Here is a 15,134-nt window from a genome sequence, read left to right as displayed (position 1 = left end):
CAGCTTTTGGTGTTTCCACTTTTTTAGTTCAAAGGCATGCGATATTCAATAATCCCTGGTTTTTGTGCAATCCAGTCGTAAAGCTTTTGCGCTGTTACATTGGTTTCTTGAGTATGCCAATATAAACGGTCACAGTTGTGTTCAATTGCTTGCTTCTGCACATATTCAATAAGTTGCTTACCAATGTGTTGTCCACGAACTTCAGGTGAAACATAGAGGTCTTCTAAATAACAATAATTATTTTCTGCCCATGTTGAACGATGAATAACATAATGCACAATTCCCAAAACTTGCTCACCTTGTTTGGCAACAGCACAATAAACGGGTTCATTTTCATCGTAAAAGCGTTCCCAAGTCACTTTAGTGACATGCAGAGGTAAATTTACCTGATAAAAATTTTGATAAGCAAGCCAATATTTTTCCCATTGTGAATAGTACTGTTGCTGAATAGGCACGATTTGAATATCTTGATTTTGCATAATAATTACACTCTGTTTTAAAGTAAGGGAAAACGATAATTAGAGTGTAGTTTTGATAGTGGTATTTTTATAAGGTACACTTTTGATATTTTTTACAGTACCAGTTTGCTATGGCAGCTTCGATTTCGGCATCTTTCCCACATTTGATTTTGCCAAAAGGTCAGATTAAAGATGGGCTATATTCGGCTTTGCGTGATGCTATTTTAGATGGAAGGCTATCTGCCGGAACAAAATTACCCTCAAGTCGTGCCCTAGCAGAGATGATGTCAATTTCAAGAAATTCTGTATTGGCAGCTCTTGAACGATTATTTGATGAGGGATATTTATTTACCAAACCAAGTTCGGGTACCTATGTTGCTGAGGTTGTGCCAGATCAGTTAATACATGTTCAAGAAAATTCAAAAAAACCGTCTAAAAATAATCATCAATCCTTGAATATTAATCCGAATATGGAAGCGCTATTAACTTCATGGCGAGAGCAGTCATGGTCAAGTCAAAATAAAAAAATGTTCCATGTGGGTGTAGGTTGTGTTGATTTATTTCCTCATCAACTTTGGGGAAAGTTATTAAATCAAGCTTGGCGGCAGTCGTATTATCAGCTTGGTCAATTTCACGACCCGCGTGGCTATCTACCTCTGCGTCAGGAAATTTGTGAATATGTTCGCTCCACTCGAGGGCTAAACTGCAACGAAGAGCAAATTATTATCGTAAATGGAACACAGCAAGCTATTCATTTAACGGCGTATGCTTTACTTCAAGCAAATGATGAAGTGTGCTTAGACGAACCAGGGTATGACGCAGCTTTTAACATTTTCCGAAGTTTTGGTGCACAGGTAAATTTAATTGAAAGTGATGAAGAGGGAATGCAAATTTCGGACATTATTCATCGTTATTCAAAAAGCAAACTGGTCTATACAGCACCTTCACATCAGTTTCCTGTAGGTGGAACTTTAAGTCTCACTCGCCGTTTTGCGTTACTCGATTGGGCAGCTCAACAAGAAAAATGGATTTTTGAAGATGACTATAATAGTGAATTTCGCTATGGCACACATCCCATTCAAGCTCTACAAGGTTTAGATCAGCAGCAAAGAGTTATTTACTCTGGTACTTTTACCAAAATGATGTTTCCAGAGTTTCGTTTAGGCTTCATGGTTGTGCCTGAAGCATTGATCGAAATGTTTAGTGCAGCAAAATACTATACTGATGTTCGAAGTTCTTATTTAGAGCAAGTGGCTTTGTCTCAATTTATACAAAAAGGCCACTATGCTCGGCACGTACGTAAAGTTCGAAAAGCTTGCTATGAGCGCCAACAAGCATTGATTAAAGCGATTGATGAGCATCTTTCGGATGTGCTAAGTGTTCAACCCACAGATTCAGGTATCCATGCAGTGTGCTGGTTAAAAGGTGAGTGGACAGAGCAAGAATTTATTGATCAGTGTTCAGCTCTAAACTTGGCTGTTCAACCACTATTAAGATATTGTCAGCTGCCAAACAAAAAGGCGGCGGTTCTTTTTGGCTACGCAGCCCACACACCTAATGAAATTATTGAAAGCATTCAAAGAATTGCACAATATTTACAAGAAAAATAATAGTCTAAGTTGCGCTATTTAGATAAATTTAATTATTTTTTTAATGCTTAAATACGAATTTCTATGATGATCAATTGGTTATGTGAAAATAGAGATGTTATTAAAATTTTTAAAATTAATTTTAATTAATATTATTTTAAGCTAGCACAATTAATCTAACTACATCAAAGCTTATTTAGTACACCTTTTGGCCACATTCTCCAGATGTGGCCGTTTTTTTATTAAAAATAAATATAGTTCGCAATAACTTAATTAATTCTTAAAGAGAAATAAAAATTAATCTTCTTCCATGGCATTACTATAAAACTTAACACCCAGTTTAATACGATCACGCCCATTACCCATACGCCAGCGATTAGTATCTCTTAAAGAATATACACAGCCACAATATTCTTGTTGATAAAACTCTTCTCGTTTACTGATTTCAATCATACGGCTTGAGCCACCGTTTTTACGCCAGTTGTAATCCCAATACTGAATTTCAGGATAGTGTGCAGCAGCACGAATTCCGCAGTCATTGATTTGCGCCATATTTTTCCAGCGAGAAATTCCTAGCGAACTACTGATGAGACTAAAGCCGTGTTCATAGGCGTAAAGGGCAGTTCGTTCAAATCGCATATCGAAACACATGGTACAACGAATACCACGTTCGGGTTCATCTTCCATACCTTTAGCTCGAGCAAACCAATTGTCAGTGTCATAGTCTGCATCGATAAATGGAATATTATGCTTTTCTGCAAAACGAATATTTTCTTCCTTACGGATGAGATATTCTTTTACTGGATGAATATTAGGATTATAAAAAAATATTGAAAATTTAATGTCTGATTCAATCAATGCTTCCATAACTTCTCCTGAACAAGGAGCACAACAAGAATGAAGTAATAATTGATCATGTCCTGATGGGAGTGCTAATTTTAAACGTTGAATTGACATAATAAAAAAATTAAATTGTAATGCAATTTATTATATATTTATTTTTTATATAATGTGAAATGAATTATTTTTAATTTTAAGGTGAAATTAATTTAATATTTACTATTGCTATACTAAAAGCTAAGTCAAATAGAATAAAATAAATCATGTAATAAATATTAAATTCACCATTATAATTAAATTTTAAATTATTGTTAAACATACTATATAATTAAATAAATTATAGGTGGTTTTTATATATTTAAAAATAATAAACCTTAAGTATTTTTTGATAAGTGATTGATGTATCTGAATATAATTTTAAGTTTTTATTGTGATATGTGTCACAAATAAACCTTATTTTTTCAATTAAACCATTTCTTTAGATTTATATCTTTAATAAATTTATACTATAAAATTCAGTGTGTTTTTTTAATTTAAGCGTGTGATAATTTGAGATATGAAAGATTGGCAATGTAAGTATTGTAATGGTTACATTATGGTTAATCATTCAGAGATCAGCGTAGGAGAAAAAGTTTACTTTTTGGTATATAAATTTGATGCAAAGAATGAAAGGAAAAAATTATATAAAAAGGGAATTGTGATTGCACGTCACGATAATATACTTCACATTGAATCACGTAAAAAAACTTATAAGATCGAGCAAATTAAAGTCTATCCATTAGGCGCCCCAATGCCTTTCGTTTATAACATGTTTTGGATTTGTGGATGTCCCTGTACTCTACAAGACTAATTTCTTAAATTTAACTGATAGCAAGTTATTTTATAGATTGAACTGGGTTAATCATCAGATCCATTTTTTGTCATTGGCTTTTACAGATAAGATCTATCACTTGATAAAAGTGGCTCATAACATATAACAAAACCCCTGTTATTTATTTGACAAAATAAAGACGCGCTCTTATAAACCTCAAGTAAAGTTGAGGTCAATCATGATGAGTGAAAATAAAAGAGCTGACCCTAGTCGAGTTTTGACTGTGGGTGAAGTTGCAAAAAGAAGTGGAATACCTGTTTCGACCCTTCATTTTTATGAAGCGAAAGGTCTTATAAAAAGTATAAGAACGAATGGTAATCAACGTCGCTATCCCTTAATTATTTTAAGATATATTGCGATTATTAAAGTTGCTCAAAGGGTGGGTATTCCTTTAAATGAGATTAAAGAAGCCTTAAGTCAGTATCCAATAGGCAGCAAATTAACAGCTAAGCAATGGAAGGATTTATCGAGTCATTGGCGAGAAAACTTAGATGATCGAATTCAAAAATTAACTCGATTAAGAGATGAAATGGACTGGTGCATTGGCTGCGGTTGTTTATCATTAGAGCAATGTCCATTAAGAAATCCTGAAGATATTTTAGGACAAGACGGATCAGGCCCCCGAATTTTAGAAAGACCTGAATAGAATAGTTCAAAAATGGCTTTTAATTGGGAATATCTTAATTTCCAATCAATTAAATTTATTTTGCTAGAACAGACAAGTGAGTTTTTTATTGTAAACAAGTCATATGAAATATGAAATTTTTTGATATCTTTAGTTTTTTTAGTAAGAAGCAAAAAATTATGAAAAAAATTCTTTTTCTTGGCTTAGCGCTTGTTTCGTTAACGGCTTGTTCATCTGTACAACATAAAGATTCAACCCCACCAAAAATTGGTTCACCAAATCCAGCTAGTCAATATTGCGTTGAACAAGGTGGCAAATTAGAAATTAGAAATGAAGCAAATGGTCAGGTTGGGTATTGTCATTTACCAAACGGCCAAGTCATTGAAGAATGGAAGTTATTCCGTGATAACCAAGCGAACTGTGTAGCAGAAGAAGCTCAAAAATTAGTGGGGCAAACTGGTCTTACTGATGATCAAATTAAACAAAAAACCCAATCAGAAATTGTGCGTAAAGTGGCTCCAGGTCAACCAATGACGATGGATTATCGTACAAACCGAGTTACAGTGACCATTGATCCAGCTTCTAAAAAAATTACTAATGCAACCTGTGGTTAATTTTTTTTAATTAAATTTGCTAGTTCAAATTGAAATAAAAGCCTGCTGAAAAGCGGGCTTTTTTATTAATTTAATTTTGGGAATAGTGAATAACTGGATATTCTTTTTGTTGGGGCAGTTGTTGTAAAGCCTGATTAATTTTGATGAGAAAAATATCAACTTTATCTTGGCTTGGGTTATTGGTGTTGTACGAAGCTCTTTCTTGATAGTTAATTCCACACCCAATAATTTTGATATTTGTAGGATTAAAGCTCCAGTCGTTTTTATTTTTGATAGAAATATCTAAATCACTATCACATTCTTTCCAGAGTTTTAAAAATTGATTGGAATATACAGCAGGAGCTTCTTGTGCTCGGTAGGCTGTAAATCCCTGCATTTCGGAATTAGCAAATTGAAGGAGATGATTGGTGGGCATTCCTCCCCAAAGCATAGCGCTATCTTTTGGTAGCTTTATTCCTGTTATATGTTCTTCTTTAAGTGGTGCAGTTTGCTCATTTTTCTGTTTTGACTTTTGAGATTTATAAACCAGTTTTGTTCCAACAGGAACTGTTACCCCTTTGACGTGAGTGATTTGGGTTGTATAGAAATAAGGCGAAGTATCACGGTTACAGCCTGTTGGGTTATAACAGCCAATGCAACCACTTAATAATAAAACAGGAAAACTTAAAATACTTAATTTTAAAATTCGATCCATTTTTCTTGTCTTTAATTATGTCTAGAAATTTAATATATCAGCTTTTAAATCAATAATAAAAAAAGCCTCTAGCGGACTAGAGGCTCAAAAAACATCAGATGCGGTAACAGGTGAATTATGCATCTGAGTTAAGTAGGTTGTATCAAACCATGTAAAGCACTTTACCAGCAAAAATGAATAAAAATAGGGAGGTGCGACTAATGGCTAATGTTCTGCGGTTGTTTTTTGAGCGCCTATAAGCTCAGATTTAATTTCTCTTCTCAGCACTAATTTTTAAATTTCATAATTTTTTTAGATTCAATTTTTAAAAAAATATGGGATGAATCTTATTTTTAATTCTACTAATAAAATTACTATTTGATTTATATGGATTTTTACTCATTTAAAGAATTTAAAGGGAAAGACTATTCTTTTTGTTGTATATCGTATACGATATATGAAGAATGATTAAGCAGCTATTAATCCCATTCCATAACTTTTGAGATGGATTAACTCGAAAGTACGACTACCCAGAGTTTTATTTGTATTACTGAGGAATAATTATGAGTAATATCTTCACAGGATGTATCCCGGCGTTAATGACCCCATGTACTCCTAACCGTGAGCCAGATTTTGACGCGCTTGTGAAAAAAGGGCATGAGCTGATTGAAGCGGGCATGAGTGCGGTAGTGTATTGTGGTTCTATGGGTGATTGGCCTTTATTGACAGAAGCTCAACGCCAAGAAGGTGTAGCACGACTTGTTGCTGCTGGCATTCCAACAATTGTTGGTACTGGTGCAGTGAATTCAAAAGAAGCAGTTTCTCATGCAGCTCATGCAGAAAAGGTAGGTGCACAAGGGCTTATGGTTATTCCACGTGTACTATCACGCGGTGCATCACCAACTGCACAAAAAGCTCACTTTTCTGCCATTTTAAAAGCAGCTCCAAGCTTACCTTCGGTGATTTACAATAGTCCATATTATGGATTTGCAACTCGTGCAGATTTATTTTTTGAATTACGCCGTGAGTTTCCAAACTTAATTGGTTTTAAAGAATTTGGTGGCGCTGCCGATATGCGTTACGCAGCTGAATTCATTACTTCACAAGATGATTCAGTCACTTTAATGGCGGGCGTAGACACTCAAGTTTTCCATGGCTTCGTCAACTGTAATGCAACCGGTGCGATTACAGGGATTGGTAATGCTTTACCTAAAGAAGTTTTACTGTTGGTTGACCTTAGTAAAAAAGCTGCAGCAGGTGATGCAAAAGCCCGTCGCTTAGCACAAGAGTTATCAAGTGCATTAGAAGTTTTATCTTCTTTTGACGAAGGAACGGATCTTGTTCTTTACTATAAATACTTAATGGTACTTAACGGTGATAAAGAATATACCTTACATTTTAATGAGACTGATGCATTGAGCGAATCGCAACGTAAATATGTTGAAACTCAGTATGAGTTATTCCGTACGTGGTACCGTAACTGGTCCGCTGAAATCTAAGTAAGTATCCATAAAAAAAGAGGCTAACAATTTAGCCTCTTTTTTTATTTCTATGAATTACTTTTTGGTCAGAACAATAACGCAGAGAAAAATGAGAATTAAACCTAAATAACTATGCATTGTTAAACTTTCACCCACTACAACAACTGCTAATAATGCTGCAACTGGAATCTCAACTAAAGCTAGTGTCATAGCCTGACTTGCTGGAATTCGTTTAAGACCAAAGCTAAAAAATAAATAGCCCAAAAACATAGGAACAATCGGAATATAAATCGCAACCCAAATGTTAGTTGGGTAATCAAAAAGGTTTTGTGCTGTAAAGAATAATGTAGGTAGTACCAGCATTGCAGAGATACCAAAAATCACTCCCATGGCAGCTCTTGAGTCGACATCTTGGCGAATTAGGTTTCTCATTATCCAAGAATATGTTGCATAGCTAAGGCTAGAAAGTAAGCCAAAAAATACCCCTAAAATACGATCAGATTGTACGATTTGGTGTTGCGCATGATCACCTGCATAAGAGAGTAAAATAATTCCTAAAAAACCGAGAATAAAACTGATGAGCCATTTTAAAGAAAGTTTTCGTTTATCTAAAATCCATTCCAAAAGCACTGAAAACAAAGGTGCGCAGCCAATAGAAATCACGGTGCCAATAGAAACACCCGCTAAAGAGACAGATGAATAAAATGCAAATGGACAAAGAATTGAAACAATGACCGCAATAAGAACTTGGGATTTAAAGTTAAATAGTTTTTGGTAATTTTGTTTAATGGCTTTTAAGCTTAAAAACGTATGAATTAATCCACCAAAGCTCACAGAAATGGTAGCAATTACAAGTGGACTAATGCCTTTTGCAAAAGATGCCGCTGTACCTGCCGTACCCCATAGAAAAGCAGCAAATAGTACAGATAAGAAACCCGTATAATAATTCAGGGAAAATTTTGCTTCTGTTGGCGTACTCATATGAAGTGACTCAAACTTTAAAAGTTTTATGCAGCATGATTTTTACAAGATAAAAATTTTATCTTGCAGGCAATAACTCAGCTAAATGGATAGGAATCTTTTTGACAGTTGCCCATCAAGAGAACAGGGTAGTATGCTGCTATTTATTATGATTTGCTTGGTTAGATACAATAAAATGATGACGATTTCAGCATAGTCTAATAATAGTTTTGTGAATTAAATGGTATAAAGTATACTTTAGCTATTAATGCAGTTAAAAATTATTAGCTCCAATAAATAGAGAAAATGAGTTTTAGCAGCATTGAAATAAAGGTAAGCCGTGCCGAAAATAATGCTTGAAAAGCAATGATTTCATTATGGCGGATGAATAAAAATTATCATCCTTTTATTTGTGTCATATTTTGAGGTTAAGAGAATATTCGTGACGCTACCATCTTTTAATGTATCAAATCTTGGTGCAATGCCTTCGGTATCTGAAGTTATTGTCAAATATATTAGAGAAGCAATTATTGCAGGGCATATTGCTGAAGGTGAACCGATTCGTCAGGATGAAATTGCCAAACTTTTTAATGTTAGCAAAATTCCCGTACGTGAAGCTTTAAAGCAACTTGAAGCCGAAGGCTTGGTTGAGTTTATAAAAAATCGTGGCGCAATTGTGACTCGTATTTCTGAAGAAGAGTTGGCACAGATTTTTGAAGTCCGAGTGATGTTGGAAACGAAACTGATTCAGCTCGCCGTACCGAATATGACGGAAGAAACTTATAAAAAGGCTGATGAAATTTGTAATGCCTTTATTGATAACATGGATATTGGAAGCTGGACCACTCTCAATTGGCAGTTACATGCATGCCTTTATGAACCAGCACAGCGGCCGTATATGCTTGGATTAATTCGTTCTATTTACGATAAGATTGAGCGCTATTTAAGATTACAAATGAATGTTTCAGAAGGCAAATCACGTGCAAATGATGAACACAGAGAAATTGTGAAAGCCTGCAAAGCCAAAGACGTTGATTTAGCGGTTAAATTAATTGAAGAGCATATTAATGGTGTTTGCCAATCACTTTATGAACATCTACCTCACAATAAAAATGTGAAAAAATAAGTGCTACATTCTTAATCATTTCAGCGTTATTTGAATTAGGCCACTGGCCTAATTTTTTTGTCTTTAGTTTAGGTGAAGCAAGTTTTCACTATGCTGATTTCGTCATCGATTCATAAGAAAACGATCAAGCTTGCTGTTTTGAGATCAGTCATCCTAGAAAAAAATGTAAGGATACTTCTATGAAAACAGTAAAAATTTTGGACTCTCATACTGGTGGTGAACCAACACGATTAGTGCTTGAAGGTTTTCCTGATTTAGGTACAGGAGACATGGAAAGCCGTCGAAAAATATTATCAGAACAATATGACCATTTCCGTAGAGCAACTATGTTAGAGCCGCGCGGTAATGATGTTTTGGTTGGAGCATTATTGTGTAAACCAGTGAATCCTAAAGCGAGTGCAGGCGTAATTTTCTTTAATAACACAGGTTATCTAGGCATGTGTGGTCATGGCACGATTGGTGTAGTCGCTTCGTTAGCACACTTGGGGAAAATACAAGTAGGTACGCATTTAATTGAAACACCAGTGGGTGATGTTGAGGCGACATTGCATGAAGATCATTCAGTTAGCGTGAGAAATGTACCAGCATATCGTTATAAAAAAGCGGTCGAAGTTGATGTTGAAAAATATGGAAAAGTTACTGGTGATATTGCATGGGGTGGTAACTGGTTCTTCTTGATTAATGACCATGGTCAACGTGTTGCAAGTGATAATTTAGATCAACTGACTGACTATGCGTGGACAGTCAGACAAGCGCTTACGGCACAAGGAATAACTGGTAAAGATGGACAAGAAATTGACCATATTGAATTATTTGCAAGTGACACTGAAGCGGACAGTAAAAATTTTGTACTTTGCCCGGGCAAGGCATATGACCGTTCACCATGTGGAACTGGAACCAGTGCAAAAATTGCTTGCTTAGCTGCAGATGGCAAACTTGAACCAGGAAAGTTATGGAAACAAGCCAGCATTATCGGTAGCCAGTTTATTGCCTCGTATGAGCAAGCAGGGGAATATGTTATTCCAACCATTCGTGGTGAAGCTTACATGAGTGCCGAAGCAACTTTATTTATGGATGAAAATGACCCATTTGCTTGGGGTATTCAGCTATGAGAACCGATGCCATCGTCATTGGGGCAGGCATTGTAGGTGCGGCATGTGCTTATGAGTTAGCCCGACAAGGGTTAAATGTGCAAGTTTTAGATGCTCGTATCGGTGGTGCAACAGCTGCGGGCATGGGGCATTTGGTCATTATGGATGACTTGGAAGCCGAATTAAAACTTAGTCATTGGTCAGTTCAGTTATGGCATGAATTAGGGCACGAGCTTTCGGAAGAATGCGCGTATCGCCAAACACCAACTTTATGGCTGGCAAGTAGCTCAGAAGAAATGCAGATTGCCGAAGAAAAATATCAACGTCTCACTGCACAAGGCGTCCGTTGCCAACTTCGAAACGCAGATGAAGTTCGTCAGCTTGAACCTCACTTAAAGCACGGTCTTTACGGTGGATTAGAAGTTTTTGATGATGGCATTTTATATGCACCCTGTGCTGCTGAATGGTTGTTAAAACAATTCCCACAAAAGATTCAGTTTCAACAAGCTAAAGTTATTCATATTGAAGAAAATCGGGTTCAGTTAAGTGATGGAACATGGCTCGAAGCAGCACATATTGTTTTGGCTAACGGCATTCATGCGACAGATTTTTTTCCAGAGTTACCGATTGAACCTAAAAAAGGTCATCTGGCTATTACCGATCGTTATCCTGGATTAAATGTAAAACATACGTTAGTGGCTTTAGCTTATGCGGCCAGCACTCAAGCGACAAGTGGAATTTCGGTCGCTTGTAATATTCAACCTAGACCGACAGGTCAACTTTTTATTGGGTCATCTCGTCAGTTCAATACGGTTGATCCGACCGTAGAGCCAGAAGTGTTTACGCGTGTGCTTAAAGAGGCTGCTGATTATTTTCCAGCTTTGGCTGATCTTAATGTTATTCGGGCATGGACTGGTTTTCGTGCAGCTACTCCGGATTGCATTCCTGTTATTGGACGACATCCTGCATTTCAATCGGTTTATTTAGCGGTTGGTCATGAAGGACTAGGTGTAACCACTGCGACAGGTACAGCAAGACTTATTGCTTCCCATGTGTGTGGATTAACTTTTGATATAGATCCTGAACCTTTTTTACCACATCGTTTTATAGGAGCTGCATAGATGATTCAGCTTTTTATTAACGGACAATCAGTTTCTGTGATTGAGGGCACCAGTGTTGCTGCTGCTTTAGCACAAGCAAAGTCTTACAGTCGTCTATCTGTTTGTGGTGAAAAACGTACTCCATTTTGTGGAATGGGAGTTTGTCAGGAATGCCGTGTCAATATTAATGGACTCAGAGTGCTTGCTTGTCAGACGCTGTGCCAGCAAGACATGAAGGTGGAAACACAATAATGGAAAAACAATACGATGTGGTAGTTGTAGGGGCAGGCCCTGCGGGGTTGTCAGCTGCTATTGCAGCCGCCGAGAGTGGTGGGCGAATTTTAATATTGGATAACAACCCACAGGCGGGTGGTCAAATCTGGCGCGCTGGACCGATTTTTCCTGTACCTGAAATGGCGCAGCAGAAATATCAACAAATTGATGCTCATCCTAATATTGAATTTATATTTGGTGCCAAGATTGTCGCTGCACCTTTTGTAGGCCAATTGCTCGTTGAGCGATCTCATGACAGCCTAAATTTGTCTTATCGTCAGCTTATATTGTGTACGGGGGCAAGAGAACTATTTTTACCTTTTCCCGGGTGGACCTTATCTGGAGTAACGGGTGCAGGTGGTTTACAAGCTTTAATTAAAGCAGGTACACCTGTTAAAAATGAACGTGTTGTGATTGCAGGATCTGGACCATTACTCTTAGCAAGTGCGGACACTGCGAAAAAAGCAGAAGCTCAAGTTCTCTATGTTGCTGAACAGGCACCTTCATCTTCCGTTCGTAAATTTGCACTACAACTTTGGCGCTGGCCTGCAAAAATAATACAGGCGTTATCTTTACCTTATCGTTTATATCAACCTGACAGTTATGTGATTGAAGCGATTGGTCAGGAGCGTCTTGAACGAGTAAGACTACAAACACCGAAAGGAATTGTTGAAATTGAGTGTGATCGACTCGCTTGTGGGTTTGGTTTAGTACCGAATACTCAATTAGGGCAGTTAATGGGTTGTCAAATTAAGGACAATGCGATTGTGGTCGATGACTATCAACGTACATCACAGCCGCAGGTTTGGGCAGCAGGTGAGTGTACAGGTTTTGGCGGAAGTGAGCTGGCGATGGTTGAAGGTAGCATCGCAGGTTATGCAGCTATAGGCCAAAATGAAAAAGCCAGTCAATTATTTGCTCACAGACAACGGTATCGATTATTTGCACATTTGCTTGAGAAAAGCTTCAAATTGCGTGCTGAGTTAAAAACGCTTGCTCGTCCAGAAACTATTTTTTGTCGATGTGAAGATGTGACTTTTGATAAGGTTGCCGAGCGTAGTAATTGGATTGATGCAAAATTACATACACGTTGTGGAATGGGCGCATGTCAGGGAAGCACTTGTGCAACAGCTGCCGCCTGCCTATTTGATTGGCAGCTACCTAACTCTCGACCGCCATTACTTCCTACCCGTGTAAAAAGCCTTATGGCGATGTCTACTTCTCCTTTAAATCAAAAATGAAATGTTCTAGAGTAGACAAGTTATTACTTTGCCCGCTCTAGCTCATGACTTTGGTTCAAATTCCGAAACTAACCACAACTTTGGAAGATTTCTTAAAAAATCTGGAAAGTATTGAACCATTATTTGATGCTTTATCTTCGGTGGTATTTTTCATCAAAAATACTGAAGCACGCTATGTCTTTGTTAATCAAACATTAGTAAATCGCTGTGGTCTAAAAGATAAAACTGCGTTACTTGGAAAGACCTCGGAAGAAGTCTTTCCTCACTCTCTTGGAAAAATATATACATCTCAAGATCTACAAGTAATTCGTCGTGGTAAAAAGTTAACAGAGCAATTAGAACTGCATTTATATGCAAAGAACCAGTCGGGCTGGTGTTTGACTTATAAAGAACCTTTATTTGATGCGGATGGAAATCTAGTAGGAATAGCGGGTATTTCTAATGATTTAAATGTACCTGAAAATACACACCCTGCTTTTTATAAAATGGTTCAGGTTGAGGAATATATTAAAAAGAATTATGCCGAAACGATTACGTTGGCACACTTGACCGCAATTGCTGGTGTGTCGGTGGCTCAGTTAGAACGCTATTGCAAAAAAATATACCATTTAACGCCGCGGCAAATGATTAGCAAAATTCGTCTTCAGGTCGCCACTGAACTGCTTGCGACTGACTTACCGATTACTCAAATTGGTTTACGCTGTGGTTATACCGATCATAGTGCTTTTTGTCGTCAGTTTAAGTTGCATACAGGCATGTCACCTACCTTGTATCGTGCCTCTACCAAAAATATTTAGATAAAAAAATTGGGCTGTATAGAACAACCCAAAATCATTATTAAGCTCTTAATTTATATTTTAACGATTAATCTTTAAAAGCCAATGATCGGCCTTTGGTTTCTTTTACCAGCAAAATCGAGACTATAGATATCAGACTTGCGGCAACTAAATATAAAGAAATTGGAACCGAACTATTAAATTCTTTGAGTAAGGTCAAGGCAATTAATGGAGCGAGTGAACCTGCCATAATGGGTGCGACTTGATAACAAAATGAAAGCGCCGTATAGCGAATGTGAGTTGGAAATAACTCAGTCATTAACGCAGAGTAAGGCGAGTAGGTCATCGATTCAATAAATAGACCGAGCACAATCGCTAACATGATGAGCCAGTTATTGCCTGTATCCATTAACGGAAAGCCGACAAAGCCCCAAAATGCAGTGAGTACAGCTCCAATAAGGTAAATAGGTTTGCGGCCAAATATATCGCTTAAATGCCCCATAAAAGGAATAATAAAGAAATGGATCAGGTGAGCGCCGAACATAAGCAGTAAGATCTGCGAAGTATCTTTATGGACGACCAACTTTAAATAACTGATCGAAAAAGTAACCACCATATAATACAAAATGTTTTCTGCGAATCGGGCACCGATACCCGCAATAACAGATTTCTTATGATATTTTAAAACTTCAATAATCCCGAGTTGTTGCTTTTCAAGAAGCTGTTGTTTGGCCTGTGCTTCTTTAAATACCTCGGCATCGTCTACATTTTTTCGAATCCATAAACCAATCAGTACCACGACTGCCGAAAACCAGAATGCACAGCGCCATCCCCAATCTAGGAATTGTTCGGGTGAGAGGTTTTTTGAAAGTAGTAATAAAACCAGTGTGGCTACTAAATTGCCGAGCGGTACACCAGTTTGTGGCCAGCTTGCCCAATAGCCTCTGCGATCATCTGGACTGTGCTCTGAAACCAAAATAACTGCGCCGCCCCATTCACCACCAAAAGCAAAGCCTTGAATTAAACGCAGCATAACCAATAGTGTAGGTGCCCAATAGCCAATTTGATGGAAGGTCGGAATACAGCCCATCAAAAAAGTAGTTATACCGACAATAATCAGGCTAATTTGCAATAATTTCTTACGTCCAATTTTATCGCCGTAATGGCCAAATACGAGGCCACCAATCGGTCTTGCTAAAAAGCCAACGGCATAGAGGGCAAAGGCCGCCAAAATACCATCTATAGCGTTGCCCGTTTGTTGAAAGAAAAGTTCGCCAAAGACAAGGGCAGAAGCAGTTCCATACAGGAAAAATTCATACCATTCAGCTACGGAGCCGACCATAGAGGCCGCGACTACCTTTTTTAATGTTGTCGTCATATACCAATATCCTTATTTAAAATATGTTACGCATTGAT

16 protein-coding genes are annotated in these 15,134 nt (G+C 37.3%); 11 read left to right on the top strand and 5 right to left on the bottom strand.

Features of this window, described 5'->3' with window-relative positions:
* Nucleotides 1-23: 23 nt before the first annotated feature.
* Nucleotides 24-479 (bottom strand): GNAT family N-acetyltransferase, encoded by a 456-nt coding sequence (locus MMY79_RS12195; RefSeq protein ID WP_252608878.1) that lies wholly within the window; start codon nt 477-479, stop codon nt 24-26.
* 110 nt (nt 480-589) lie between these two features.
* Between MMY79_RS12195 and MMY79_RS12190 the strand changes: the two genes are divergently transcribed.
* Nucleotides 590-2,068: a PLP-dependent aminotransferase family protein gene (locus MMY79_RS12190; RefSeq protein ID WP_252608875.1), complete on the top strand. Its 1,479-nt coding sequence runs from the start codon at nt 590-592 to the stop codon at nt 2,066-2,068.
* Between the two features lie 276 nt (nt 2,069-2,344).
* Here MMY79_RS12190 and MMY79_RS12185 read toward each other — a convergent pair whose 3' ends face one another.
* Entirely contained in the window at nt 2,345-3,004 is a 660-nt protein-coding gene (locus MMY79_RS12185; RefSeq protein ID WP_252608872.1) for an epoxyqueuosine reductase QueH, read from the bottom strand.
* Between the two features lie 439 nt (nt 3,005-3,443).
* Here MMY79_RS12185 and MMY79_RS12180 point away from each other — a divergent pair, with 439 nt between their 5' ends.
* The 3 genes from MMY79_RS12180 to MMY79_RS12170 all read left to right on the top strand — a co-directional run bounded on the left by MMY79_RS12180 (nt 3,444) and on the right by MMY79_RS12170 (nt 4,997).
* Nucleotides 3,444-3,737, top strand: a complete 294-nt coding sequence (locus MMY79_RS12180; RefSeq protein ID WP_252608869.1) for a hypothetical protein — start codon at nt 3,444-3,446, stop codon at nt 3,735-3,737.
* Nucleotides 3,738-3,936: 199 nt separating this feature from the next.
* Nucleotides 3,937-4,404, top strand: a complete 468-nt coding sequence (gene soxR, locus MMY79_RS12175; protein ID WP_252608866.1) for a redox-sensitive transcriptional activator SoxR — start codon at nt 3,937-3,939, stop codon at nt 4,402-4,404.
* Between the two features lie 158 nt (nt 4,405-4,562).
* Nucleotides 4,563-4,997 carry an I78 family peptidase inhibitor gene (locus tag MMY79_RS12170; RefSeq protein WP_252608862.1) on the top strand — a complete coding sequence of 145 codons (435 nt, stop codon included), beginning with the start codon at nt 4,563-4,565 and terminating at the stop codon, nt 4,995-4,997.
* Between the two features lie 70 nt (nt 4,998-5,067).
* Here MMY79_RS12170 and MMY79_RS12165 read toward each other — a convergent pair whose 3' ends face one another.
* Entirely contained in the window at nt 5,068-5,691 is a 624-nt protein-coding gene (locus MMY79_RS12165) for a hypothetical protein (protein WP_252608859.1), read from the bottom strand.
* Between the two features lie 542 nt (nt 5,692-6,233).
* Here MMY79_RS12165 and MMY79_RS12160 point away from each other — a divergent pair.
* On the top strand, nt 6,234-7,169 hold the full coding sequence (locus tag MMY79_RS12160) for a dihydrodipicolinate synthase family protein (RefSeq protein ID WP_004793151.1): 936 nt from the start codon (nt 6,234-6,236) through the stop codon (nt 7,167-7,169).
* Between the two features lie 57 nt (nt 7,170-7,226).
* Here the strand turns inward: MMY79_RS12160 and MMY79_RS12155 are convergent, their stop codons facing one another.
* Nucleotides 7,227-8,132, bottom strand: a complete 906-nt coding sequence (locus MMY79_RS12155) for a DMT family transporter (RefSeq protein ID WP_252608856.1) — start codon at nt 8,130-8,132, stop codon at nt 7,227-7,229.
* 421 nt (nt 8,133-8,553) lie between these two features.
* Between MMY79_RS12155 and MMY79_RS12150 the strand changes: the two genes are divergently transcribed.
* From MMY79_RS12150 to MMY79_RS12125, 6 genes are all read left to right on the top strand, one after another.
* Nucleotides 8,554-9,237, top strand: coding sequence for a GntR family transcriptional regulator (locus MMY79_RS12150; RefSeq protein WP_252608853.1), 684 nt, complete (start codon nt 8,554-8,556; stop codon nt 9,235-9,237).
* 179 nt (nt 9,238-9,416) lie between these two features.
* Nucleotides 9,417-10,349 (top strand): 4-hydroxyproline epimerase, encoded by a 933-nt coding sequence (locus MMY79_RS12145; protein ID WP_252608850.1) that lies wholly within the window; start codon nt 9,417-9,419, stop codon nt 10,347-10,349.
* Nucleotides 10,346-11,449: an FAD-dependent oxidoreductase gene (locus tag MMY79_RS12140; RefSeq protein ID WP_252608846.1), complete on the top strand. Its 1,104-nt coding sequence runs from the start codon at nt 10,346-10,348 to the stop codon at nt 11,447-11,449. Before MMY79_RS12145 ends, MMY79_RS12140 begins: the two co-directional genes overlap by 4 nt.
* A complete protein-coding gene (locus MMY79_RS12135) occupies nt 11,450-11,680 on the top strand; it encodes a (2Fe-2S)-binding protein (RefSeq protein WP_000615330.1) in 231 nt (76 codons plus the stop codon).
* Nucleotides 11,680-12,942 carry an FAD/NAD(P)-binding oxidoreductase gene (locus tag MMY79_RS12130; RefSeq protein ID WP_252608842.1) on the top strand — a complete coding sequence of 421 codons (1,263 nt, stop codon included), beginning with the start codon at nt 11,680-11,682 and terminating at the stop codon, nt 12,940-12,942. Before MMY79_RS12135 ends, MMY79_RS12130 begins: the two co-directional genes overlap by 1 nt.
* A gap of 44 nt (nt 12,943-12,986) precedes the next feature.
* Nucleotides 12,987-13,739, top strand: coding sequence for an AraC family transcriptional regulator (locus tag MMY79_RS12125; RefSeq protein WP_252608840.1), 753 nt, complete (start codon nt 12,987-12,989; stop codon nt 13,737-13,739).
* Nucleotides 13,740-13,806: 67 nt separating this feature from the next.
* On the opposite strand, the gene abaF is transcribed toward MMY79_RS12125, so the two are convergent.
* Nucleotides 13,807-15,096: a fosfomycin efflux MFS transporter AbaF gene (gene abaF / locus MMY79_RS12120; RefSeq protein ID WP_252608838.1), complete on the bottom strand. Its 1,290-nt coding sequence runs from the start codon at nt 15,094-15,096 to the stop codon at nt 13,807-13,809.
* Nucleotides 15,097-15,134 lie beyond the last annotated feature (38 nt).

This window comes from Acinetobacter sp. XS-4, from assembly GCF_023920705.1.
Lineage (GTDB): Bacteria > Pseudomonadota > Gammaproteobacteria > Pseudomonadales > Moraxellaceae > Acinetobacter.
The sequence above is the reverse complement of the archived record's forward strand: the minus strand, read 5'-3'. Positions and strand labels throughout refer to the sequence as shown.

Excerpts from the sequence above, each read along its gene's own strand:
- MMY79_RS12190 (WP_252608875.1), top strand. The coding sequence starts at position 590 with ATGGCAGCTTCGATTTCGGCATCTTTCCCACATTTGATTTTGCCAAAA.
- soxR (WP_252608866.1), top strand. The coding sequence starts at position 3,937 with ATGATGAGTGAAAATAAAAGAGCTGACCCTAGTCGAGTTTTGACTGTG.
- MMY79_RS12130 (WP_252608842.1), top strand. The coding sequence starts at position 11,680 with ATGGAAAAACAATACGATGTGGTAGTTGTAGGGGCAGGCCCTGCGGGG.
- MMY79_RS12140 (WP_252608846.1), top strand. The coding sequence starts at position 10,346 with ATGAGAACCGATGCCATCGTCATTGGGGCAGGCATTGTAGGTGCGGCA.
- MMY79_RS12155 (WP_252608856.1), bottom strand. The coding sequence starts at position 8,132 with ATGAGTACGCCAACAGAAGCAAAATTTTCCCTGAATTATTATACGGGT.
- MMY79_RS12165 (WP_252608859.1), bottom strand. The coding sequence starts at position 5,691 with ATGGATCGAATTTTAAAATTAAGTATTTTAAGTTTTCCTGTTTTATTA.
- MMY79_RS12145 (WP_252608850.1), top strand. The coding sequence starts at position 9,417 with ATGAAAACAGTAAAAATTTTGGACTCTCATACTGGTGGTGAACCAACA.
- MMY79_RS12195 (WP_252608878.1), bottom strand. The coding sequence starts at position 479 with ATGCAAAATCAAGATATTCAAATCGTGCCTATTCAGCAACAGTACTAT.
- MMY79_RS12135 (WP_000615330.1), top strand. The coding sequence starts at position 11,450 with ATGATTCAGCTTTTTATTAACGGACAATCAGTTTCTGTGATTGAGGGC.
- abaF (WP_252608838.1), bottom strand. The coding sequence starts at position 15,096 with ATGACGACAACATTAAAAAAGGTAGTCGCGGCCTCTATGGTCGGCTCC.
- MMY79_RS12185 (WP_252608872.1), bottom strand. The coding sequence starts at position 3,004 with ATGTCAATTCAACGTTTAAAATTAGCACTCCCATCAGGACATGATCAA.
- MMY79_RS12180 (WP_252608869.1), top strand. The coding sequence starts at position 3,444 with ATGAAAGATTGGCAATGTAAGTATTGTAATGGTTACATTATGGTTAAT.
- MMY79_RS12125 (WP_252608840.1), top strand. The coding sequence starts at position 12,987 with ATGACTTTGGTTCAAATTCCGAAACTAACCACAACTTTGGAAGATTTC.
- MMY79_RS12160 (WP_004793151.1), top strand. The coding sequence starts at position 6,234 with ATGAGTAATATCTTCACAGGATGTATCCCGGCGTTAATGACCCCATGT.
- MMY79_RS12170 (WP_252608862.1), top strand. The coding sequence starts at position 4,563 with ATGAAAAAAATTCTTTTTCTTGGCTTAGCGCTTGTTTCGTTAACGGCT.